The organism is Agrobacterium vaccinii (assembly GCF_021310995.1).
Taxonomy (GTDB): Bacteria; Pseudomonadota; Alphaproteobacteria; order Rhizobiales; family Rhizobiaceae; genus Agrobacterium; species Agrobacterium vaccinii.
Genome location: NZ_CP054151.1, coordinates 449861 through 471979, shown reverse-complemented (window position 1 = coordinate 471979; position 22119 = coordinate 449861). Strand labels below are relative to the sequence as shown.

Genomic DNA, 22119 nt, shown 5'->3' with positions numbered 1-22119 from the left:
GTCCTTGAAATTTCGAATGCTGAAACGATCAATAGGGGGCGTTTTGTTCCAGTTCCGCCAAAGTTAGTTTTGCCTGGGCAATGGTGGTGGTGGAATTCGCAATCGTCGCAAGCGTACCCTCGATCATGATGTTGTGGTCATCGAGCAGTGGCTTGATTTTCGTCAGAGTGGCGTCCAGTTCCTGATCGTAAGTCTCCAGAAGGTGAGCGTGAGCTCGGCTGACATCGAACTGCGAGGCCAATATATAGCGCACCTGTCCAGACGTCGCTTTTAACTTTGACATGAACAGCAGATTGACGAAGGCACTGCTATCTTTGCGAAAATTGACGATTGTCGTGCGTACCGTCTCCGGGCCGTCCGGCTGTAGAAAATCATGTATTTGGGCGCGTGCTTCAGCATTTTCGGCATGAGCACCCTTCGGGCTGGTCTGCAGCATTCTGCAGTTTTTGCCGAGTACATCCTCGCTGTCGTAACCCGTAAGTGCGCAGAACCTGTCATTCACCAGCGCCAGATGGTTGTCGTCATCCGCATGGGACAGCGCAAGCGCGACAGATGATTTCTGGAAGAACTCCTGAAGCGGGCTGTCTATTTCAAGCTGTGGCATGTCGTTCTTCATTCAAAAAGTGGGACCCGGTTTTTATGATAACATGCTGTTTTAATAAAGGCTCTGGCAACGAAAACAAGTTGGAGCTTTGCCGGAAAAAAGCCGACCGCTAAAATTGGCCCTGTACGACGTAACACATTACACACTTTATCCCGGTAGAATGCCCACGGTTTCATCTGTGGCGTGTCGCACGTGCAGACCATTGAGGGCTTTCAGGAATGGCGGACAGGGCAGAATTCGTGATGTGCAAGCTGGCGGCGTTCTTTGCGGACCGGCAGGGTGCGACGGCAATCGAATATGGCCTGGTCATCGCCCTTATCTCCAGCGCCCTGATTCTCGGCATGGAAGGCATTCGCGACCATCTCATCGCCGTGTTGCGAATATTGTCCGACACCTTTGCCAGCGCCATCAGTTGACGGCGTTGCTTACTCGTTGTCGCGTCGCGGCAGCTTGATCTCCGCAGTTTTCAAAGCATCGGCAAGCCGAACCTTGGCGGAGCCCGGTTTCAAAGGCTTCTGCTGGTTCTCATGCGGGGCCCATCCAGACACATAGATGATCGAGAATGTCGCGCGAATGCGGCCATCGGCATCTGAATATTTCTCGGCATAGATTTCCGCTGCTCGCATGATGAATCGCCGCGTCAGTGGTCTTTTGCTGCGGCCCGCCAACGGATTTGCCATTCCCATGGCCCTGAGATCGCGCATCAGCGGCAAAATGGAGTCGTAGCGGACGGTGTAGGTTTCAGCGTCGGTTACCGGAAGCGCAAAACCGGCACGCTGCAACAGCGCGCCCACATCTCGCACGTCGGCAAAGGGGATGACGCGTGGGCTTGCGCCGCCGGTCAGTTCGGCCTCCGTCGTCAGCAGCACGTCGCGCAGTTCCTGCAAGGTGCCGCTGCCGGGAATGGCGGCGAGAAACAGTCCGTCCGGTTTCAGCGCGCGGCGGATTTGGATCAGCGTGCCGGGCGTATCATTGGTGAGATGCAGGCTCAGCGGCGAGACAATGAGGTTGGCGGATGCGGGCTGCAGCGGGACTTGCTCGATGGGTGCTACCGTCAGCGATGTATGCTCTGCGGCAAACGCAGCATCTGTTTCGACGCGCGTGATGTGGCCGACCTTGCCGGTCTCCATGATGCGCCGTGCGGTGACACCGGTCGCGCCATGCAGTTCGACGGCTTCGTCGAAATGGCGCTCCACGATGCCGATGCGCTCGGCTATTTCGTCTGCGGCGATGTCGAGCAGAAACAGGGCCTTGTCGTCCCCGATGTGCCATGCGCGTCTGCGGTTTTTTTCCACCAGCGCCGGGTCGAAAACTATGTCCATGCGGTGATCCATCTCAAATTTTAGTGTCGCAAAGGCACCCGTTCGCGCCTATTGTCAACCTCATGGGCGAATGGGAAGAACGGATTTCCAGCAACGGTGGTTTGCGTCTGCTGCGCGGCTTTCTGCGCAGCCTGAACGAGTTCGTCTATCCGCCATCCTGCCTCGGTTGCGGCTGCAAGACGCAAAACGACGGTGCCTTTTGCGCGTGCTGGGCGGGTGTGCAGTTCATCGAGCGGCCCTATTGCGAAGTGCTGGGCATTCCGTTCAGCCATGATCACGGTCGCGGCATCGTCTGCGCCGAGGCGATCGCCGCGCCTCCACCTTTCGAGCGTTTGCGGGCTGCCACCGTGCACGATGGACCGGCCCGCAAGCTCGTCCACCAGCTCAAATATCTCGACCGCACCGATCTCGCATTGTTGATGGCGACATGGATGCTGCGCGCCAGCGATGGCATGGTTGCGGCATGCGACTGCATCGTGCCGGTTCCCTTGCACCGGCGGCGGTTTCTGGCACGCCGTTTCAATCAATCGGCGGAGCTTGCCCGTCATCTGGCCGCCCTCTCGGGCAAGTCCTTGCTTGCGTCATCGCTCATCCGCGTCAAGCCGACCAGCCGGCAGGTCGGGCTTTCGGCGCGGGCCCGCAAGCTCAATGTGCGCGGGGCATTTGCCATTGCGCCGGGCCGTGAGGCCGACATTTCCGGCAAGCGGGTGGTCCTCGTCGATGACGTCTATACCACCGGGGCAACGGTTGCGGCTGCGGCCCGCAGGCTCAAGAAGGCCGGTGCCGCAGATGTCACTGTTTTGACCTTTGCAATGGCGATTTCCGGGCCTATATGACAGGTCAGAGATAGGTCTGGCTGACACTGCGAGGGTTCGAAGAAATGGCATCCGTTACGATTTACACGCGCGATTTTTGTGGTTTCTGTGCCCGCGCCAAGTCTCTTTTGGAAAGCAAGGGCGTCGCGTTCACCGAGTACAACGCCACCACAAATCCCGATTACCGTCAGGAAATGATGGACAAATCCGGCCGCAACACGTTTCCGCAAATCTTCATTGGCGACAAGCATGTCGGCGGTTGTGACGATCTACACGCGCTGGACCGCGATGGCAAGCTGGACGCGCTGCTGGCAGCCTGAGATCGACGAGAAGACGACGAAATGGGGAACGAAAAAATGAGCTTCAAGGCCGCTGCCATCCAGATGTGCTCGGGCGTTGACCCGAGAACGAACGCCACAACAATGGAGCGGCTCGTTCGCGAGGCGGCAGGGCAGGGCGCCGTCTACGTGCAGACGCCGGAGATGACTGGCGCGATCCAGAAGGATCGGGATGCCCTGCGTGCGTCGCTGAAAGACGAGAAGGGCGACATCGTTGTTCTGACGGCCGCCAAGCTTGCGCGCGAACTCGGCATCTATGTCCATGTCGGCTCCACCGCCATCGCCCGTCCAGACGGCAAGATCGCCAATCGCGGCTTTCTGTTTGCGCCTGATGGAGAGCGCATCTGCACCTATGACAAGATCCACATGTTCGATGTCGATCTCGACAATGGCGAAAGCTGGCGGGAAAGCTCGGCCTATGAGCCCGGCAAAGATGCACGCATCGCGGAACTGCCGCTTGCCACATTCGGCTTTGCTATCTGCTACGATGTCCGTTTTCCGGCGCTGTTCCGCACAGAAGCTGTCGCTGGCGCACAGGTTCTGACCGTTCCCGCCGCCTTTACTCATCAGACGGGCGAGGCGCACTGGGAAATTCTCCTGCGTGCCCGCGCCATCGAAAACGGTGCCTTCCTCATCGCCGCAGCACAGGGTGGCACGCATGAAGATGGTCGCGAAACATTTGGCCATTCCATGATCGTCGATCCCTGGGGCAAGGTTCTCGCCGTCGCCGGTGGCAGCGGTGAGGAGATCATCTATGCGGATATCGATCCCTCAGCTGTGCCCGCCGCACGGGCAAAAATCCCCAACCTGAAAAATGCGCGTGATTTCACGCTCGATAGGGTTGGCAGCACCTCGGCTGCCATGGGCGCCGCCCAGTGATCCGCTACTCGCTCCATTGCGAAAAAGCCCATGAGTTCGAGGGCTGGTTTTCCAGTAGCGCCGATTATGACAATCAGCGCGCACGCGGTCTCGTGACGTGCCCGGTCTGCAATTCCGCGGATGTCACCAAGATGCTGATGGCACCGTCGGTCTCGACAGCGCGCGAGAAGGAGGCCACACGAACGCTGGCACTCGATGCGGCGCAAGCCCAGGCCTTCGCCAAGATCAAGGAAACCTTGGCAACGATCCGTGCGAACACCGATGATGTCGGTGAAAAGTTTCCCGAGGAAGCTCGCAAGATCCATTACGGCGAGGCCGAAGCCCGTGGCATTATCGGGCAGGCCTCTCCGCAGGAAGCAAAAGCTTTGATCGAGGAGGGGATCGCGGTCGCGCCGCTTCCCGTCCTGCCTGACGACGTTAATTAAGACGGACGTTTTGCCAACACCATGTAATTGACTTCCATGTCCGATGACAGGTTCCAGCGGTCCTGCAACATGTTGTAGAAGACGCCTGTGCGGTGGATGATGCTCATGCCATCGGCAAGGATCGGCTTTTCCAGTTCGTCCGGGCGTACCAGTTTTTCATATTGGTGCGTGCCGCGTGGCAGCCAGCGCAACACATTTTCAGCAGCGAAAATCGCCAGCGCACGGGCCTTCAGCGTCCGATTGATCGTAGCTGCGAACATCAGCCCGCCGGGACGTACCATCTTTGCGCAGGTGGTGACGAACAGATCGACATCGGCCACATGCTCCACCACTTCCATGTTGAGAACGATGTCGAATGTCTCACCCGCCGCCAGCAACTGTTCGGCGGTCACGGCGCGGTAATCCACGGAAACATTGTTTTTCCGGGCGTGGGTGGATGCGATGCCGATGTTCTTTTCGGAGGGATCGGCCCCCACCACATCAGCGCCCATGCGCGCCATCGGCTCGGATAGCAGGCCGCCACCGCAACCGATATCGAGAACGCGCAAGCCCTCCAGAGGGCGGTGCGCCTTGGGGTCGCGACCAAAATTCTCGCAGGCGCGGTTGCGGATATATTCCAGGCGGACGGGATTGAACTTGTGCAGTGGCCGAAACTTGCCGGTCGGGCTCCACCACTCGGCAGCCATGGCGGAGAAACGGTCTACCTCGCTCTGGTCGACGGTCGTTTTCGTGGCTTCGCTCATGGTGCTTCTCCATCCTGTGTACACTCCTGAAGTCGGATGATTGCCCCATGAAGTCAAGGGGCGGTGCGTAAAGTCACGGCTGGGCCTGCCGCAATCGATTGCCGCAAGGAACTGAAATCGGGGGATTTTCGTTTCATGCTGCGTTCATCATCAGGCGCGTATCTCTAAAAATGTTCAATGCCGATTTCGGCGGCCAAGCCTTTGCTTGAGGGAGAATAAAAGTGAAGAAGAAACTGTTTGGTGCCCTTGCGCTTCTTGCGCTGGTAACCGCCCCGGCGCTGGCGCAAGCGGCGACGCAGGGCTTTTCCACGGCCAACGTCAACATGCGGTCCGGACCCAGCACGGCCTATCCTGCCGTGGTCGTCATTCCCAATGGAGCGCCGCTGACCATTCACGGCTGCCTGTCGGATACGCCGTGGTGCGATGTGTCGTTCAGCTATGGTCGTGGCTGGGTTGCCGGCCGTTACGTTCAGGCCATCTATCGCCAGAACCGCGTCTATGTAGAGCCGCGCTATTATCGTGATCTCGGCGTGCCGATCATTACCTTCGAAGCCGGACGCTATTGGGACCAGAACTACCGCGACCGCGATTTCTACCGCGAGCGTGACCGCTGGCGCCGTCCATCCGGCGGTTATTGGAATGCACCCCCACCACGCGGTGATTTCAACCGCCCGCGTCCGCGTGACGACTGGCGCGACGATCGCGGTCGTGATGACCGCCGTGACCGGGGTCCGAACGATGGTCGTTGGGAACAGCGTCACGGCGACTGGAACCAGAACGACCGTCAACGCTCACCGATGCGTGACCGTGATGGCGACCGCAACGAACGCCCGCGCTGGGATAACGACAATCGTGGCCGCGATGGTAACAGAGACCGGGATGTGAACCGCGACGAAAATCGTGATCGCAACCGCGACTGGAGCCAGAACCAGAACGACCGTCGCCAGAACGATGAGGGTCGCCGCCGTCCCGATGGAAATCGTCCGCCACCGCCTCCTCAGCAGGGTCAGGAATTCGGCTGCATCATCGGCACGCCAGGCTGCCCAACCCGTTAATTGGGTTTCGATAACAGACAAAAACCGGCGGAAATTTCCGCCGGTTTTTTTATTATCGATCCTGCTTCTTCGGCCCGCGCTTTTCGAAAGGCTTGTCTTTCTTGCCTTCGAATTTCGAAGGCTTGCCGCCACTAGAATGGTCACCCGCAGGCTTGGCCTTCTTCTTCCAAGGCTTGTCGTCGCCAGGGCGTGCGCTCGCCTGGTCGGACTTCACGTATTTCTTCTGGGCTCTCGGTGGGCGCGTATCTTCGCGGGCAACGCCCGTCATTTCGGGTTTGCCTTCCATGGCTTGGACGCGGATGCCCTTTTCAAGCATCATGTCCTTGCCAAGTGCCGAGGTGAAACGGTCCACCGCATCAGCGGCCAGTTCCACATAGGTCTCGGTCTGCTGCATGCGGATCGCGCCGATATCCTGACGCGTCAGCTTGCCGAAGCGGCACAGCATGGGGATCAGCCAGCGTGGCTCGGCATTCTGCTTGCGGCCCACGGACAGCGTAAACCAGCCGCTGTCGGAAAAGTCGGAACGGTCTCGGCGTGGTTCGTTGTTTTCAACTGTCTCGAAACCGTCGCGACGTGGCTTGCGGGCGCCATCAATCGAAACCTCGGCAATGTCCTCCGGTGCGGAACGGCCCGAGTGATAGAGACGCACGAAAGCAGCAGCGACCTTTTCGGCACCGTGCTGCTCCAGAAGCTTGGCGACAAAATCGCGCTCGTCATCATTGACGTTTTCCGTCAGCGAAGCATCCGCCAGCAGACGTTCGCCATCCCGCTGGGTGATTTCCTCGGCAGATGGCGGGCGAACCCAGGCCGGGCTGACCTTGGCGCCTTCCAGAAGGCGTTCAGCTTTGCGACGCTGGCTCATGGGCACGATGATAGCGCTGATGCCCTTCTGTCCGGCACGGCCGGTACGGCCCGAACGGTGCAGAAGCGTATCGGAGTTGGTCGGCAGATCGGCATGGATGACGAGTTCGAGACCCGGCAAGTCGATACCACGTGCGGCAACGTCGGTTGCCACGCAAACGCGGGCGCGACCGTCACGCATGGCCTGCAAAGCGTGTGTGCGCTCGTTCTGGCTCAACTCGCCCGAGAGAGCCACAACGGAGAAACCGCGATTGTTGAGGCGCGCGGTCAGGTGGTTGACGGCGGCGCGGGTGGAGCAGAACACGATGGCATTGCGGGCTTCATAAAAGCGCAGCGCATTGATGATTGCGTTTTCGCGGTCGGAAGGCGAAACCACCATGGCGCGGTATTCAATATCGACGTGCTGCTTCTGCTCGGATGTCGTTGCAACGCGCACGGCATTCTTCTGATAGCTTTCGGCAAGCTTGGCGATGCTGCGCGAAACCGTCGCCGAAAACATTAACGTGCGGCGCTCGGCAGGCGATTCTTCGAGAATGAATTCCAGATCTTCGCGGAAACCAAGGTCGAGCATTTCGTCGGCCTCATCCAGCACCACGGCGCGAATGGAAGACAGGTCCAGCGCCTTGCGCTTGATGTGGTCGCAAAGACGACCCGGTGTGCCGACGATGATATGGGCACCGCGCTCCAGCGCACGGCGCTCGGCGCGGATATCCATGCCGCCAACGCAGGACGCAATGGAAACGCCGGTGAATTCATAGAGCCATTCCAGCTCGCGCATCACCTGCATGGCAAGTTCGCGGGTCGGGGCAATGGCGATGCCGAGTGGCGCGCCGGCCTGGCCAAAGCGGCCATTCTTCTGCAACAGCGTCGGGGCAATGGCCATGCCGAAGGCAACGGTCTTGCCAGAGCCCGTCTGGGCGGAAACCAGCGCGTCCTGTCCGTCCAGTTCAGGCGCAAGCATGGCCTTCTGCACGGGGGTCAAATCATTATAGCCGCGTTTTTCCAACGCCTGTGCAATCGCCGGGGCGATACCCTGGGTTTCTGTCATCTACCGTCTTTCGGATATTGGGCTGCCTGCATCCGCTCGAAACCATTAGATCATAAGGGTTATAAAGCAGCCGATACCGGCCATTTCGGCCATTCAGCCAGTTGAATTGACGCGCTCATACTGTGAATGCGCGCGTTTGTACAGACCAAAGCGGTACGCTCGTCACCCGCATTCGCTGCTGGTCAGGCCCGTCACGCCGAAAAAGGCGTACCGCATGGTTCATAAACGGCATTGCGTGGACCATGCCTTTTCGCTATGAGACCCGCAACTTGAGGCCCTTTTTTGGGAAGGTGCCGACTGGGTTGTGCTCTTGTCCGCCATGTTGGGCGGCAAAATGGGATGGTACTGGTCAACTATGGCTCGCATTGTCATGAAATTCGGCGGCACGTCCGTCGCAAATCTCGAACGCATTCATAATGTCGCCCGGCATGTGAAACGTGAAGTGGATGCCGGTCACGAGGTGGCGGTTGTCGTCTCCGCCATGTCCGGCAAGACCAACGAGCTGGTGGACTGGGTTCAGAACACGCCGAAAGTGGCGGGCTCCAAGGAAACCTCGTTCTACGATGCGCGCGAGTATGACGCCATCGTCGCGTCGGGCGAGCAGGTTACGTCTGGTCTTCTGGCCATTGCCTTGCAGTCCATGGGCATCAATGCCCGTTCCTGGCAGGGCTGGCAGATCCCCATCCGCACCGATAACGCCCATGGCGCCGCCCGCATTCTGGATATTGACGGTTCCGATATCGTTCGCCGCATGGGCGAGGGTCAGGTGGCCGTCGTTGCCGGCTTTCAGGGCTTGGGCCCGGACAACCGCATTGCCACGCTCGGTCGCGGCGGTTCCGATACGTCTGCCGTTGCCATTGCCGCTGCCGTCAAGGCGGACCGCTGCGATATCTACACCGATGTCGATGGCGTCTATACCACCGATCCGCGCATCGTGCCCAAGGCCCGCCGCCTCAAGAAGGTCGCCTTCGAGGAAATGCTCGAAATGGCATCCTTGGGCGCAAAGGTCTTGCAGGTTCGCTCGGTGGAGCTTGCCATGGTGCACAAGGTTCGGACCTTCGTGCGCTCCAGTTTCGAGGATCCCGATGCGCCGGGCATGGGTGACCTTATCGATCCGCCCGGTACTTTGATTTGTGACGAGGAAGAAATCGTGGAACAGGAAGTCGTAACCGGCATCGCCTATGCCAAGGATGAAGCACAAATCTCGCTGCGCCGCCTGTCGGACCGGCCGGGTGTGTCCGCCGCCATTTTCGGCCCGCTGGCCGAATCCCACATCAATGTGGACATGATCGTGCAGAACATCTCGGAAGATGGTTCGCGCACCGACATGACGTTTACGGTTCCATCAGGCGATATGCCCAAGGCCATCAAGGTACTGGAAGACAACAAGGCGCAGATCGGCTTTGACGTCGTTCAGAACGAGACCGGTCTTGCCAAGGTATCGGTCATCGGCATCGGCATGCGCAGCCACGCAGGCGTTGCTGCCAGCGCGTTCAAGGCTTTGGCCGAGAAGAATATCAACATCAAGGCCATCACGACGTCGGAAATCAAGATTTCCATCCTTATTGATGGCGCCTATGCGGAACTTGCAGTTCGTACTTTGCATTCTGCTTACGGTCTGGATAAGAGTTGATTCTGTAACGTCGATACACGTCGTCCGATTCTTTGGGCGTGACTGATGTTAGGTCGACTGTGCATCCCTGCCTTGCGGCTTGCTGTGCAGGCGGTATAGATTTTGATTGATTGCCATGCGGATCATCTCGGTCCGTATGTGAAGACATCAGGGAGCACACGCGATGAGAGACCTTTCCGCAGGTCCACGCGTCCTCCTCAAGCGGCTTCGCGAAATGATGGCGGAGCATCTTGAGCCGCAGGAGCGTCTCGACCAGATTGTTCGGCAGATTGCCAGCAACATGGTCGCAGAAGTGTGTTCCGTCTACGTGCTGCGGTCCGACAGCGTTCTGGAGCTTTACGCCACCGAAGGACTCAATAAAGACGCAGTCCATCTGGCCCAGCTGAAAATGGGGCAAGGTCTTGTCGGCACCATCGCCGCATCCGCCCAGCCGCTCAATCTTTCCGATGCGCAGGCCCACCCCGCTTTCCGCTATCTTCCTGAAACGGGAGAAGAAATTTATCATTCCTTCCTCGGTGTGCCGATTTTGAGATCCGGTCGCACTCTTGGCGTTCTTGTCGTTCAGAACAAGACCAGCCGAACATACCGGGAGGATGAAGTTGAAGCGCTTGAGACAACTGCGATGCTTATCGCGGAGATCGTGGCGAGCGGTGAATTGAAGAAAATCACACGCCCCGGTGTGGAGCTGGACCTGACCCGGGCCGTCTCCATCGATGGCGATGCCTATGGAGAAGGCATCGGCCTTGGCCATGTCGTTCTGCATGATCCGCGAATCGTCGTCACCAATCTCCTCAACGAAGACGCCGATATGGAAATCCGCCGCCTGGCGGAGGCCATCGGTTCGTTGCGCCTGTCCATCGATGACATGCTCCAGCGCCGCGACGTGGCGACGGAAGGCGAGCACCGCGAAGTCTTGGAAACCTACCGCATGTTCGCCCACGACCAGGGCTGGGTGCGTCGCATGGAAGAGGCTATTCGCAATGGACTAACGGCAGAAGCCGCTGTCGAAAAGGTTCAAAGCGACACCAAGGCGCGCATGATGCGCCTCACCGATCCCTATCTGCGCGAGCGGATGCACGATTTCGACGATCTGGCCAACCGCCTTCTGCGCCAGCTGATCGGCTATGGCGGTCGCGGCCCTGAGGAAGATTTCCCGGCGGATGCCATCGTTCTCGCCCGTGCCATGGGTGCTGCCGAGCTTTTGGATTATCCGCGTGAAAAGCTGCGCGGGCTGGTGCTGGAAGACGGCGCTGTCACCAGCCACGTCGTCATCGTTGCACGTGCCATGGGCATTCCCATCATCGGCCAGGCCGCAGGCATCGTGGCGCTGGCTGAAAACAATGACGCCATCATCATCGATGGCGACGACGGGCAGGTGCATTTGCGCCCCGTTGTGGATCTTCAGCGGGCCTACGAGGAAAAAGTCCGTCTTCGCGCCAAGCGTCAGGAACAGTTCCGGGCGCTGCGCGATGTCGAACCCGTCACCAAGGACGGCCAGCGGGTCGATCTCAAGATGAATGCGGGCCTTCTGGTCGATCTGCCGCAGTTGGACGAATCCGGTGCTGATGGCATCGGCCTGTTCCGCACCGAACTGCAGTTCATGATCGCCTCCAACATGCCTAAGGGCGAGGAGCAGGAAGCCTTTTATCGCAGCGTTCTGCGCAACGCCAAAGGCAAGCCGGTCACTTTCCGCACGCTTGATATCGGCGGCGACAAGGTCGTGTCCTATATGCGCGGTCAGGAAGAGGAAAACCCGGCTCTCGGCTGGCGTGCCATTCGCCTGTCGCTCGACCGTCCTGGCCTGATGCGCACCCAGCTGCGCGCGCTTCTTCGTGCTGCCTCAGGTGCCGAATTGCGCATCATGCTGCCGATGATCACCGAGGTCGCGGAAATCCGCGTTGCACGGGAACTGCTGCAAAAGGAAGTGCAGCACCTGTCGAAATTCGGCCATTCCCTGCCGCGCAAGCTGCAATTCGGGGCCATGCTCGAAGTGCCCTCTTTGATGTGGCAGCTGGACGAACTGATGGCCGAAGTCGATTTCGTGTCGGTTGGTTCGAACGATCTGTTCCAGTTCACCATGGCGGTGGATCGCGGCAATGCCCGCGTGTCGGATCGTTTCGACAATCTCGGCAAGCCCTTCCTGCGCATCCTGCGTGACATCGTCCGCGCCGGTACCCGCAACAACACGCAGGTCACGCTGTGCGGGGAGATGGCCAGCAAGCCGCTCTCTGCCATGGCACTGATGGGCCTCGGCTTCCGCTCTATTTCCATGTCGCCCACCGCCATCGGCCCGGTCAAAGCTATGCTGCTGGGGCTGGATGCGGCAGCGCTGTCGGAGGAACTGGAAGCGGCGCTGGATGACAACAAGTCGGTGGAAAGCACGCGTCAGGTGCTTTTGCGCTTTGCAGCGACCCATTCCATCCCTATTTGAAAGCCAAGAAAAATTGGAGTGCGTGACAGGTGGCGAAGCTTCCCGTCGAAAAAATGCGTGAGCTTGAGCGGCGTTTCGGTGAAATCGAAGCGCGCATGTCGGCTGGCCCTGCCGCCGATGTCTACGTGAAGCTTGCGTCTGAATATTCGGAATTACAGCCGGTGGTCAAAACCATCCGCGAGTATGAGAAGGCGCTTGCCGAAGTGGCCGATCTCGAAAACCTGCTGGGAGACAAATCGACCGACAGGGACATGCGCGATCTCGCCGAGGCAGAGCTTCCTGATATGTCCGAGCTTATCGAGCAGCTCGAAAAGGACATGCAAATCCTTCTTCTGCCCAAGGACGCCGCAGACGAAAAAAGCGCCATCGTCGAAATCCGCGCCGGAACGGGCGGCTCCGAGGCGGCCCTTTTTGCGGGCAACCTGTTTCGCATGTACGAGCGTTTCGCCAGCACCAAGGGCTGGAAGGTCGAGATACTCTCCGCCAGCGAAGGTGAGGCAGGTGGTTTCAAGGAAATCATCGCCACCATCACCGGGCGCGGCGTGTTCTCCAAGCTGAAGTTCGAATCCGGCGTGCACCGCGTTCAGCGCGTACCGGAAACCGAGGCCAGTGGGCGCATCCATACGTCGGCGGCGACCGTCGCAGTTCTGCCGGAAGCCGAGGAAATCGACATCGAAATCCGCGCCGAAGACATCCGCATCGATACGATGCGCGCGTCGGGCGCCGGTGGCCAGCACGTCAACACCACGGACTCGGCGGTGCGCGTCACCCATTTGCCCACCGGCCTCATCGTCACCTCGTCGGAAAAATCGCAGCACCAGAACCGTGCGAAAGCCATGCAGGTCCTGCGCTCGCGACTCTACGATATCGAGCGCCAGAAGGTCGATAATGAGCGCTCCGCAGACCGCAAGAGCCAGGTCGGGTCCGGCGATCGCTCCGAGCGCATCCGCACCTATAATTTCCCGCAGGGGCGCGTCACCGATCACCGCATCAACCTGACGCTCTACAAGCTCGACCGCATGATCGAAGGCGATATCGATGAAATGGTCGATGCGCTGATTGCCGATTATCAGGCAGGTCAATTGGCGCAACTGGGCGAGCAACATTGAGTGAGACGCCGCTCACGGTGCAAGCCTTTGTTGCCAGGATGCGAGACCGGCTGCAGGATGCAGGCGTGCCGGAACCGCTTACTGATGTCAGGCTGCTGGCAGGGGAGGTCGTCGGATTTTCGCTCACCGATTTCGTGTTGAACGGCACGCGACTCATCAGCGAGACCGAGGCAGAGCAGATCGCTTCTCTCGTCGCGCGGCGGGCAAAAGGCGAGCCGGTCCACCGCATTCTCGGCCATCGCGAATTCTACGGCCTCGACCTCCTCCTGTCTTCCGGCACGCTGGAGCCACGGCCAGATACCGAGGTACTGGTCGATGCCCTGCTGCCGCACCTGCGTCGCATGGCAGGCAAAGTGGGCCAGGCGCGTGTGCTGGATTTGGGCACCGGCACTGGTGCTATCTGTCTCGCGCTCCTCAGCGAATGCCCTGAGGCCACTGGTATCGGCAGCGATATCGCGCCAGATGCTCTCGAAACGACACAGAAAAATGCTGAGCGACACCGCCTCACCAGCCGTTTTACGGCGGTCGCGAGCAATTGGTTCGATCGTATCGAGGGCCGCTTTGACATAATCGTGTCGAACCCGCCCTATATAAGAACGGATGTGATCCAGACACTGGATCGCGATGTCCGCGAGTTCGATCCCATGCTGGCGCTCGATGGCGGTGCGGATGGCCTTGCCCCATACCGCACCATCGCTGAAAAAGCTGTGGAATTTCTGGTGGATGGTGGCATTATCGGCGTTGAAATCGGCTACGATCAGAAAGACGACGTGACAGGTATATTCGCGACCCACGGCTATGCGCGTCTTGAGGCGGCGAAGGATTACGGCGGCAATGATCGCGCCCTGATATTTGGTCGGTAGTGTTGATGGGTTTTGTGCAAGGTTATTTTGCAAAGCAAAAGAAAAGGCTTGGATTTCCGCAGGAAGCGGGCTAGTTTGCGCCCACATGCAGGGTGGCTGACGGTGAATTTTAGATTCGCCATGGTTTGAATCAGTCCCGAAGCGGGTTTTTTGAGAACCCTGAAAGGCTGGGCATTCCCGGCATGTGAATCAGTAAACTTTCTTCGCAGGCAGCTCGATGCAGCATTTGCGCATCTGGGCACAAAACGCGAGGTCTTGTCCTTTAGGGTCAAGGCGCGTGATGGGCGCAACGTCGTAAAACTGGCCAAACCGTCGGTTTTTCGTTGCAACGAAACAACGAGAATTATCAAAATAGAATTCAGGTGAGCAATTGATGAGGCCAGGACAGCAGAACAAGCGCGGCCGGGGGCGTGGTAGCAACAACAATAACAATGGTGGCAACGGCGGCGGTGGTGGCGGTAACAGCAACAACTTTAACCGCAAGGGTGGCAACCCGCTCACCAGAAGTTACGACAGCTCCGGTCCCGATGTTAAGATCCGCGGCACGGCCCAGCATATAGCCGAGAAATATGCGACGCTTGCCCGTGATGCCCAGAGCTCCGGTGATCGCGTCATGGCCGAGAACTATTTGCAGCACGCGGAACATTACAACCGCATCATTGCATCTGCACAGGCGCAAATGCAGGAGCGTTTCCAGCGCGATGATCGCGGCGAGTTCCAGCAGGAGCGCGATGGTGACGAGATGGACGGCGATGACAACGATGACGTCGTCGTCTCCATGCCCGTCAATCATGATCAGCCCGAGCAGCGCTCCCAGCGTAACGAGCAGGCGCAGCGCAACGATCAGGGTGAACGTCAGGAAAGACAGGACCGCCCCGAGCGCCAGGATCGCCCTGAGCGTCAGGACCGTAACGAGCGCCGTGACCGTCGCGAGCGTCCTGCCCGTCAGGAACGCCAGCCCCGTGAAGCGGAAGACGACACAGCGCCGGTCCCAGCCGTAGCCGCAGCCGTCAGCGCCCCGGTCTACGACGCCAGCTCCGCACCTCAGCCGGTCATCGAGGGCACGCCCAAGGAAGTTGCAGTCGAAGAGGAGGCGCAGGTCAACTCCGCCGCCTCCGAACGCGCCCCCCGCCGCCCCCGCAGCACCAGCCCCCGCCCACGTCGCCCTCGCCGCGCCGCAGGAGCTGAAGAAGGCGAAACCAACGCGGAATCCACCGAAGGCGGCGACGCCCCAACGCTGGAAAACGCTGCCGACTAAGGTCGAATCATTAGTTGTATGACAAACGAAAACCCGGCGTTTTGCCGGGTTTTTTGTGCTGTCGGTATTGCGATGGCTCAATCAAATGGGCCCATTCGGGTCGCAGGTCGGCTCTTCAAGCGTGACATCGGAGATTCACAGGCGCAATCCACGGAATCGATCTCCCACCTTGAGGGGCTGTCGTAAAAACCCCCACCTCGAAATTCCGCGTTCCAATTCTCGAAGGTTCACAAAAAGAATTTGAGACGTTTCAAGAGCATGTGTGAATTTGATTGTTTTAAACCGTCCTCTTTGGCGGCGGCAGGTTCCCACATTGGTCGCCATCGGAAACGTCCAATGGCTGATGAAACGAGTCTCTCACCAATCCATGCCCAAGTAAGCCCGCGCGAGGCTACTCTTCGCTCCTGACGCGTAGTGGCGATTTAATGGCGGTCGATCCGTTCTCGCAGCGCAACGACTGCGGCTTGCAAGAGACGGTCTTCGAGAATGTGGAGTCCCCTCGGCATATATTCCGGAGAATAGGTGATGAGTTAGGCGGACAGCTCGGAGGAGTGTGGAAAAATCGTATGATTGAAGAGAGGTTCCAAAACGAAAAACAGCACAATGTGCTCTGAAAAAAAAGAAATTCCGTCATCGCGATTTTGGTACGATTATTACTAAGGGAAATTGGTGGAGCTAAGCGGGATCGAACCGCTGACCTCTTGCATGCCATGCAAGCGCTCTCCCAGCTGAGCTATAGCCCCATACGGGTGCCGGTATTTTTCAATCCGGTTCCGGGAACCGAAGCAGTTTTTTGCGTCGGTGGCGGCTTGATACTTCTGCTTCTGGAAGATGGCAAGCCGAAAAGTTCGCCCGACGACATTTTTTTGACGCCGGGCGAGAAATCCTGTGGAAAATCAGGTTTCGTCGTCGTCGCTGACGCCGATGATGCCGGAGACGTCGTCGTCTTCATCGTCCTCGTCTGCTTCGAGGAACGTATCGTCGTCATCGTCGAGTTCTACGTCGTCATCGCCTTCGATATCTGGAATGTCGTCACCGCTGGTGTCGCCATCGGCGTCTTCCAGAGGCACGAGTTCGACTTCCGTGTTTTCGGTATCGACTTCGGCGACTTCTTCCTCTTCGGCCTGCTGTTCCATTTTCTTTGCAGCGGTCGTTTCTTCGAAGAAGGAAAGCGGCCAGGACTTGCCGGAGTATGGGGATACGATAGGATCGCGATTCAGGTCGTAGAATTTCTTGCCGGTATCAGGGTCTGTACGCTTGGTGCCAAGGTCCGCTTTTGCCACTGTCTAAGCCTCGAATTGTGAGATGGGTTCGGTGTTTACGCCGTATTTCCGGCAGTACACGGTAAATTTCTAGCCGGTCCCATTAATAGCTGATGCGTTTCCTGTCAAAGATAAACTTCATAAAGAGCGCTGGTTGCATGGCACGTTGTCACTTGATGATCGGACGCATGACTTATAATAAGCGTCTGCCGGGTCGTCAGGCCCTATTCAGAGCAGGGTAATATCGAGCCATGACATTCACCATCGCGATCGACGGGCCTGCTGCCGCGGGCAAGGGAACGCTCTCGCGCAGAATCGCCGATGTCTACGGGTTTCACCACCTCGATACCGGGTTAACCTACCGCGCAACGGCGAAGGCGCTGCTGGACGCCGACCTGCCTCTGGATGACGAGGCGGTGGCGGAGCAGATGGCGCTGCATCTGGAGCTTTCCGGTCTGGATCGCGCCGTGCTGGCGAAGCACGAGGTCGGGGAGGCGGCGTCCAAGGTCGCTGTCATGCCCGCCGTGCGCCGTGCGCTGGTGCAGGCGCAGAGAATGTTCGCAGCGCGGCAGCCGGGAACGGTTCTAGATGGCAGAGATATCGGAACAGTGGTATGCCCGGATGCGCCGGTGAAACTATACGTCACAGCATCCCCCGCGGTGCGGGCGAAGCGGCGCTATGATGAAATCATTTCGGCGGGCGAAGTGGCGGATTACGACGCGGTTTTCGAAGACGTGAAGAAGCGTGATGCGCGCGATATGGGACGAAGCGATAGTCCTTTGAAGCCAGCAGCAGACGCGCACTTGCTTGATACGTCGGAAATGGGTATAGAGGCGGCGTTTCAGGCAGCGAAATCGATTATCGATGCTGCTCTGAAGAAATGACATTTGCGGGAGCCGGGCCAACCGGACCTCGTCTAGACTGGAATATCCCGAAAGCATGCCCTGCGCCGGAAAGCCTCGTTAAGAGAGGCGGGCATGGATTTGGGAATGATCAACACGAACCCCCGGTGCTTTGTATCCATTCTTTGGATACTCTCAGGAGATTGAATGTCTGTAGCTACTCCCACGCGCGACGATTTCGCAGCGCTGCTCGAAGAGTCCTTTTCTTCCAATGACCTTGCTGAAGGCTATGTAGCCAAGGGTATCGTCACGGCGATCGAAAAAGACGTTGCGATCGTTGACGTCGGCCTCAAGGTCGAAGGCCGCATCGCGCTCAAGGAATTCGGCGCCCGTTCCAAAGACGGCGGCCTCAAGGTCGGCGACGAAGTCGAAGTTTACGTTGAGCGTATTGAGAACGCTCTGGGCGAAGCCGTTCTGTCGCGCGAGAAGGCTCGCCGCGAAGAGAGCTGGGTCAAGCTCGAAGCCAAGTTCGAAGCTGGCGAACGCGTCGAAGGCGTCATCTTCAACCAGGTCAAGGGTGGCTTCACCGTCGATCTGGATGGCGCTGTTGCGTTCCTTCCACGTTCGCAGGTCGACATTCGTCCGATCCGCGACGTTACCCCGCTGATGCACAACCCGCAGCCCTTCGAAATCCTCAAGATGGACAAGCGCCGCGGCAACATCGTTGTTTCCCGCCGTACGGTTCTCGAAGAGTCCCGAGCCGAGCAGCGTTCTGAAATCGTTCAGAACCTCGAAGAAGGCCAGGTTGTTGACGGCGTGGTCAAGAACATCACTGATTACGGTGCGTTCGTTGACCTCGGCGGCATCGACGGTCTGCTGCACGTCACGGACATGGCTTGGCGCCGCGTCAACCATCCTTCGGAAATCCTCAACATTGGCCAGTCGGTCAAGGTTCAGATCATCCGTATCAACCAGGAAACCCACCGCATCTCGCTCGGCATGAAGCAGCTCGAGTCTGATCCTTGGGATGGCATCTCTGCCAAGTATCCAGTTGGCAAGAAGATTTCCGGTACGGTCACGAACATCACCGACTACGGTGCATTCGTTGAGCTGGAGCCAGGCATCGAAGGCTTGATCCACATTTCCGAAATGTCCTGGACCAAGAAGAACGTACACCCCGGCAAGATCCTGTCCACAACACAGGACGTCGACGTTGTCGTTCTCGAAGTCGATCCTTCCAAGCGTCGTATTTCGCTGGGCCTCAAGCAGACGCTTGAAAACCCATGGCAGGCATTTGCGTTCAGCCATCCTGCCGGCACTGAAGTCGAAGGCGAAGTCAAGAACAAGACCGAATTCGGCCTGTTCATTGGTCTCGAAGGCGATGTCGATGGCATGGTTCACCTGTCCGACCTCGACTGGAACCGTCCAGGCGAGCAGGTCATCGAGGAATACAACAAGGGTGACACCGTAAAGGCTGTTGTTCTTGACGTAGACGTCGAGAAGGAACGCATCTCGCTCGGTATCAAGCAGCTCGGCAAGGACGCTGTCGGTGAAGCCGCAACGTCTGGCGAACTTCGCAAGAACGCCGTTGTTTCCGCTGAAGTTATCGGCGTTAACGAAGGTGGCATCGAAGTGAAGCTCGTTGCCCATGAAGACATCACGTCCTTCATCCGCCGCAACGACCTGGCCCGCGATCGTGACGATCAGCGTCCAGAGCGTTTCTCGGTTGGCCAGGTTCTCGACGCCCGCGTCGTCAACTTCTCCAAGAAGGATCGTAAGGTCATGCTTTCGATCAAGGCTCTGGAAATCGCAGAAGAGAAGGAAGCTGTCGCTCAGTTCGGTTCGTCCGATAGTGGCGCTTCGCTCGGCGACATCCTTGGCGCGGCTCTGAAGGGTCGCACCGAGTAATCGGTCCAAGTATCCGAAATAAAGAACCCGCCGGAGCGATCCGGCGGGTTTTTTCGTTCATGGGCTTTGGGTTCTCCGGCCTGCTTATGGTTTCAGCTTTCAGGCCGATGCGATTTCAGGAGAAACCGCTCATCCTCAGATAATAGGATTCGGCATTACCGACGGACCCATCATCGTTGGCCCCCTCAGACACGGAATGATCGATAGGCTCATCATTGGCTGCCGTCCGCTCCTCTTGAGACGACTCATGGTCTGGCTGTTCGCCGCCGCCGTCAGCATCTTCAGCATCACCCTGCGATGACGGCCAGCGCCCACGTGGCGGGGAATCCGATTCGTGCTCGTCTTTCGCCGAGGGGTAGGCGACGTAGGGCAGCGCCGCTGCCTCCTTCGCCATCATTGCTGCGACGGCTGCATGCAGCGTTGGCTGCTCAAGAATGGCGGCCTTGATATCGTGCGCAACGGCTGTGCGTTGAGCAGCGATCATCTCGGGGCGCTGAGAGGTAAGCAGGCTGTCTTCTGCCGCCTGTTCGGCTTTTGTCTGTGGATTGATTGTATGGAGGACCTGCGATTTGGAGGCATGTTCTAGCTCCGGCTCTACCCATGCGCCCGCAGGCATCTGCGTTGTCGTTACCTCGGCGCGTTCAGGGAGTTTCCCCAGAACGGCAGCAAACAACAGCTTTTCCATCTCTTTGGGCGAGGCTGCCAGAAAGGCGTTTGCGATGACGGCGCTCAGCCTGCCGCCCGATGGCGTAGCGGGGAGGGGCGTACCTTGAGGCTCTGCAGTTTCTTGCAGTGGCACATCAAGCTGTTTCGTGATTATCGGTGCCGGTATTTTTCCCAGCTGAGGGGCAGCGGTTTGGGCAGTCTGTCCGTTGGCGACAGATGTGGGTTTGCTGGTGGCCTCAGATGGTTGAGGAATCGTCGTCACTTGAGCGTCAACCGGAACCAAGGATGCGTTTACAGCAGCTTTACCTACCGGATTGGGGGAGACCGCAACCATCGCAGGCTTCGCGGGACTGGCTATATCGAAATTTGCACCCTGCCCAAGATTAGCCGATGGCTTCGCCATTGGCGTGCCTGCTTTCACCTCAGCTGCAATCTGCATCTCGGGTTTTGGCATCTGCGCCAAGACCTTCTCTGCGCCCGTAGGTACAGTCGAGAGTGGCCTAGATGGATTGACATTGGGATTCCGGGCGACTTCTGGATTTTGCGGAAGAATGTCCTGCAAATAGGTCGGGACCGAGGGTTTGTTCTGTGGTGCTGCCGGACCGGAGCGTGTCAGCTCAAACAGCACTGCCAGTCGTGCGGCTTCCGGCCCCGCCGAGCTTTTCAGTGCGCTCGCCAAGATATCCAGGCTGATGCCGCGCAAGATGCTGCCTAGCGCTTTTTCCAGATTTGCCTTCTGGTCTGGGCCAAGTGTCTTGATGTTCTCGACGAGACGGTTGACGTAGGCTTCGGCGGCTTCGCCATCCATGCGGGCGATGTTCAAAAGCTTACCGAGCGTTTCGGCCAGCACGCTGACATTCTTCGAAAGCTGGAGTTCGCCGGATACTGCGCGAATGCCGGTATTGGATGCGAGATTAGGGGCGTCCGGCGGCTCTGCGGGTACCGTCGTCGTAGGAGTTGTCTGTGCAGGGGCAACATCCTGGCGCGGTGTCGCGGTGCTGAAAGAGGCGTCGGTTACGCTCACGGGGCTGACAGGCGGTAACATTGCGCGCTCCCTTCCTCGATACGTCCCGTTACGTATACAGGACATATCAACTTGAAACGGCCCGGCTTTCGATTTGGGCCTTGGCGACGAGGCAGGGACTATTTCCGTCCGCTCATGCGGCATAGAACAGTTTGAGACAGCGCAGCCGCGATTGCTGGCATGTGTGTCGAATCAACTGCTTGAACAATGATCCTGAAAGATTAACGTTCCGCTAACCAAGCGCTTTAGGCGCGCTGGAGATGCTCGTGGTCAGCTGTGCGCGAAGATATCAGTGTCGTCCCAGCCCAGCAGGTCAAGCTTGGAGCGTGTCGGCAGGAACGCGAAGCAGGCTTCTGCGTGCTCGTAGCGACCATCACGAATCAGACGAGCGGTGAGCTTGTCCCGCAAGGCGTGGAGGTACAGCACGTCGGATGCGGCATATTCGAGTTGCGCCTGAGATAGCTTTTCCGCAGCCCAGTCGGACGATTGCTGGGCCTTGGAGATATCGACCTCCAGCATTTCCTTCAGATTATCCTTCAGGCCATGGCGGTCCGTATAGGTCCGGCAGAGGCGCGAGGCGATCTTGGTGCAGAAGACCGGCGTGGAAGTGACGCCGAAAGTGTGGAAGAGCACCGCAATATCAAAGCGGCCATAGTGAAAAATCTTCTGGCGCGCGGGGTCTTCCAGCAGCATGACCAGATTGGGCGCTTCCTTCTGGCCCGCCGCAATGCGGATGACATCGGCGCTGCCATCCCCGGGCGAAAGCTGAACGACGCACAGCCGGTCGCGTCTTGGCACAAGTCCCAACGTTTCCGTGTCAATGGCGACCGCGCCGGTGTAGCGGGCTGCATCCCGTTCAGAAATATCGCCTTCGTGATAACGGATCGTCGCTGCCATGCCTGTCTCCACTTCTGGATTGTTGCGGCGGCTATATCGCAAAGTGCCTGTTCGCGATACTGTTTCATCGTGTTTTCTTAAGGCGGGAGCTGGCCTTGCACTGCGGCGGAACGGCGGGTTAAGCTACCCACCATTG

The 22119-nt window shown here is 58.5% G+C and carries 20 protein-coding genes and 1 tRNA gene; 13 read left to right on the top strand and 8 right to left on the bottom strand.

The genetic code is table 11. The features are described 5' to 3' along the window. Positions 1–28: 28 nt before the first annotated feature. Positions 29–604: a PAS domain-containing protein gene (locus tag HRR99_RS17280; RefSeq protein WP_233123977.1), complete on the bottom strand. Its 576-nt coding sequence runs from the start codon at positions 602–604 to the stop codon at positions 29–31. A 218-nt stretch (positions 605–822) separates the two neighbouring features. Between HRR99_RS17280 and HRR99_RS17275 the strand changes: the two genes are divergently transcribed. After that, positions 823–1020: a Flp family type IVb pilin gene (locus tag HRR99_RS17275; protein WP_233123975.1), complete on the top strand. Its 198-nt coding sequence runs from the start codon at positions 823–825 to the stop codon at positions 1018–1020. A gap of 9 nt (positions 1021–1029) precedes the next feature. Here HRR99_RS17275 and HRR99_RS17270 read toward each other — a convergent pair whose 3' ends face one another. Further along, positions 1030–1926 (bottom strand): methyltransferase domain-containing protein, encoded by an 897-nt coding sequence (locus HRR99_RS17270; RefSeq protein WP_233123973.1) that lies wholly within the window; start codon positions 1924–1926, stop codon positions 1030–1032. Between the two features lie 62 nt (positions 1927–1988). Between HRR99_RS17270 and HRR99_RS17265 the strand changes: the two genes are divergently transcribed. The 4 genes from HRR99_RS17265 to HRR99_RS17250 are packed head-to-tail and all read left to right on the top strand — an operon-like array spanning position 1989 to position 4383. After that, a complete protein-coding gene (locus tag HRR99_RS17265; RefSeq protein WP_233123972.1) occupies positions 1989–2762 on the top strand; it encodes a ComF family protein in 774 nt (257 codons plus the stop codon). A 44-nt stretch (positions 2763–2806) separates the two neighbouring features. Beyond that, positions 2807–3061, top strand: coding sequence for a glutaredoxin 3 (gene grxC, locus HRR99_RS17260; protein ID WP_233123970.1), 255 nt, complete (start codon positions 2807–2809; stop codon positions 3059–3061). A gap of 36 nt (positions 3062–3097) precedes the next feature. Next, complete coding sequence (locus HRR99_RS17255; RefSeq protein WP_233124953.1) at positions 3098–3958, top strand: carbon-nitrogen hydrolase family protein; 861 nt, start codon at positions 3098–3100, stop codon at positions 3956–3958. Further along, positions 3955–4383 carry a DUF1178 family protein gene (locus HRR99_RS17250; RefSeq protein ID WP_112501748.1) on the top strand — a complete coding sequence of 143 codons (429 nt, stop codon included), beginning with the start codon at positions 3955–3957 and terminating at the stop codon, positions 4381–4383. Before HRR99_RS17255 ends, HRR99_RS17250 begins: the two co-directional genes overlap by 4 nt. Here HRR99_RS17250 and ubiG read toward each other — a convergent pair. Next, a complete protein-coding gene (gene ubiG, locus HRR99_RS17245) occupies positions 4380–5126 on the bottom strand; it encodes a bifunctional 2-polyprenyl-6-hydroxyphenol methylase/3-demethylubiquinol 3-O-methyltransferase UbiG (RefSeq protein WP_112501749.1) in 747 nt (248 codons plus the stop codon). The two genes, HRR99_RS17250 and ubiG, sit on opposite strands and share 4 nt — an antisense overlap. Positions 5127–5347: 221 nt before the next feature. Between ubiG and HRR99_RS17240 the strand changes: the two genes are divergently transcribed. Beyond that, positions 5348–6181, top strand: a complete 834-nt coding sequence (locus tag HRR99_RS17240; protein WP_233123968.1) for an SH3 domain-containing protein — start codon at positions 5348–5350, stop codon at positions 6179–6181. Positions 6182–6233: 52 nt separating this feature from the next. Here HRR99_RS17240 and HRR99_RS17235 read toward each other — a convergent pair whose 3' ends face one another. After that, on the bottom strand, positions 6234–8090 hold the full coding sequence (locus HRR99_RS17235) for a DEAD/DEAH box helicase (RefSeq protein ID WP_112501750.1): 1857 nt from the start codon (positions 8088–8090) through the stop codon (positions 6234–6236). Between the two features lie 355 nt (positions 8091–8445). On the opposite strand from HRR99_RS17235, the gene HRR99_RS17230 reads away from it, so the two are divergent. The 5 genes from HRR99_RS17230 to HRR99_RS17210 all read left to right on the top strand — a co-directional run bounded on the left by HRR99_RS17230 (position 8446) and on the right by HRR99_RS17210 (position 15384). Continuing rightward, positions 8446–9723, top strand: coding sequence for an aspartate kinase (locus HRR99_RS17230; RefSeq protein WP_233123966.1), 1278 nt, complete (start codon positions 8446–8448; stop codon positions 9721–9723). Positions 9724–9886: 163 nt separating this feature from the next. Beyond that, the gene (ptsP, locus tag HRR99_RS17225; protein WP_233123964.1) at positions 9887–12154 is read left to right on the top strand and encodes a phosphoenolpyruvate--protein phosphotransferase; all 2268 of its coding nucleotides are present in this window, start codon (positions 9887–9889) and stop codon (positions 12152–12154) included. Between the two features lie 29 nt (positions 12155–12183). Further along, the gene (gene prfA, locus HRR99_RS17220; protein ID WP_233123962.1) at positions 12184–13263 is read left to right on the top strand and encodes a peptide chain release factor 1; all 1080 of its coding nucleotides are present in this window, start codon (positions 12184–12186) and stop codon (positions 13261–13263) included. A 38-nt stretch (positions 13264–13301) separates the two neighbouring features. Beyond that, positions 13302–14126, top strand: coding sequence for a peptide chain release factor N(5)-glutamine methyltransferase (gene prmC, locus HRR99_RS17215; protein WP_233124952.1), 825 nt, complete (start codon positions 13302–13304; stop codon positions 14124–14126). Positions 14127–14499: 373 nt separating this feature from the next. Next, the gene (locus HRR99_RS17210; protein WP_233123961.1) at positions 14500–15384 is read left to right on the top strand and encodes a DUF4167 domain-containing protein; all 885 of its coding nucleotides are present in this window, start codon (positions 14500–14502) and stop codon (positions 15382–15384) included. 667 nt (positions 15385–16051) lie between these two features. On the opposite strand, the gene HRR99_RS17205 is transcribed toward HRR99_RS17210, so the two are convergent. Together HRR99_RS17205 and HRR99_RS17200 are read right to left on the bottom strand one after the other, a co-directional pair. Then, positions 16052–16127 (bottom strand) — tRNA-Ala (locus HRR99_RS17205). Between the two features lie 153 nt (positions 16128–16280). Further along, a complete protein-coding gene (locus HRR99_RS17200; protein ID WP_111839600.1) occupies positions 16281–16667 on the bottom strand; it encodes a TIGR02300 family protein in 387 nt (128 codons plus the stop codon). A gap of 230 nt (positions 16668–16897) precedes the next feature. Between HRR99_RS17200 and cmk the strand changes: the two genes are divergently transcribed. Together cmk and rpsA are read left to right on the top strand one after the other, a co-directional pair. Then, positions 16898–17530, top strand: coding sequence for a (d)CMP kinase (gene cmk / locus HRR99_RS17195; RefSeq protein WP_233123959.1), 633 nt, complete (start codon positions 16898–16900; stop codon positions 17528–17530). Positions 17531–17695: 165 nt separating this feature from the next. Continuing rightward, positions 17696–19396: a 30S ribosomal protein S1 gene (gene rpsA / locus HRR99_RS17190; RefSeq protein ID WP_111839598.1), complete on the top strand. Its 1701-nt coding sequence runs from the start codon at positions 17696–17698 to the stop codon at positions 19394–19396. 115 nt (positions 19397–19511) lie between these two features. On the opposite strand, the gene HRR99_RS17185 is transcribed toward rpsA, so the two are convergent. After that, complete coding sequence (locus tag HRR99_RS17185; RefSeq protein ID WP_233123957.1) at positions 19512–21107, bottom strand: flagellar biosynthesis protein FlhF; 1596 nt, start codon at positions 21105–21107, stop codon at positions 19512–19514. Positions 21108–21356: 249 nt separating this feature from the next. Beyond that, complete coding sequence (locus HRR99_RS17180; RefSeq protein WP_111839596.1) at positions 21357–21983, bottom strand: ribonuclease D; 627 nt, start codon at positions 21981–21983, stop codon at positions 21357–21359. Positions 21984–22119 lie beyond the last annotated feature (136 nt).

Excerpts from the sequence above, each read along its gene's own strand:
- HRR99_RS17230 (WP_233123966.1), top strand. The coding sequence starts at position 8,446 with ATGGCTCGCATTGTCATGAAATTCGGCGGCACGTCCGTCGCAAATCTC.
- HRR99_RS17270 (WP_233123973.1), bottom strand. The coding sequence starts at position 1,926 with ATGGACATAGTTTTCGACCCGGCGCTGGTGGAAAAAAACCGCAGACGC.
- grxC (WP_233123970.1), top strand. The coding sequence starts at position 2,807 with ATGGCATCCGTTACGATTTACACGCGCGATTTTTGTGGTTTCTGTGCC.
- HRR99_RS17275 (WP_233123975.1), top strand. The coding sequence starts at position 823 with ATGGCGGACAGGGCAGAATTCGTGATGTGCAAGCTGGCGGCGTTCTTT.
- HRR99_RS17280 (WP_233123977.1), bottom strand. The coding sequence starts at position 604 with ATGCCACAGCTTGAAATAGACAGCCCGCTTCAGGAGTTCTTCCAGAAA.
- HRR99_RS17180 (WP_111839596.1), bottom strand. The coding sequence starts at position 21,983 with ATGGCAGCGACGATCCGTTATCACGAAGGCGATATTTCTGAACGGGAT.
- HRR99_RS17265 (WP_233123972.1), top strand. The coding sequence starts at position 1,989 with ATGGGCGAATGGGAAGAACGGATTTCCAGCAACGGTGGTTTGCGTCTG.
- cmk (WP_233123959.1), top strand. The coding sequence starts at position 16,898 with ATGACATTCACCATCGCGATCGACGGGCCTGCTGCCGCGGGCAAGGGA.
- ptsP (WP_233123964.1), top strand. The coding sequence starts at position 9,887 with ATGAGAGACCTTTCCGCAGGTCCACGCGTCCTCCTCAAGCGGCTTCGC.
- HRR99_RS17210 (WP_233123961.1), top strand. The coding sequence starts at position 14,500 with ATGAGGCCAGGACAGCAGAACAAGCGCGGCCGGGGGCGTGGTAGCAAC.
- HRR99_RS17235 (WP_112501750.1), bottom strand. The coding sequence starts at position 8,090 with ATGACAGAAACCCAGGGTATCGCCCCGGCGATTGCACAGGCGTTGGAA.
- prmC (WP_233124952.1), top strand. The coding sequence starts at position 13,302 with ATGCGAGACCGGCTGCAGGATGCAGGCGTGCCGGAACCGCTTACTGAT.
- HRR99_RS17255 (WP_233124953.1), top strand. The coding sequence starts at position 3,098 with ATGAGCTTCAAGGCCGCTGCCATCCAGATGTGCTCGGGCGTTGACCCG.
- rpsA (WP_111839598.1), top strand. The coding sequence starts at position 17,696 with ATGTCTGTAGCTACTCCCACGCGCGACGATTTCGCAGCGCTGCTCGAA.
- HRR99_RS17185 (WP_233123957.1), bottom strand. The coding sequence starts at position 21,107 with ATGTTACCGCCTGTCAGCCCCGTGAGCGTAACCGACGCCTCTTTCAGC.
- ubiG (WP_112501749.1), bottom strand. The coding sequence starts at position 5,126 with ATGAGCGAAGCCACGAAAACGACCGTCGACCAGAGCGAGGTAGACCGT.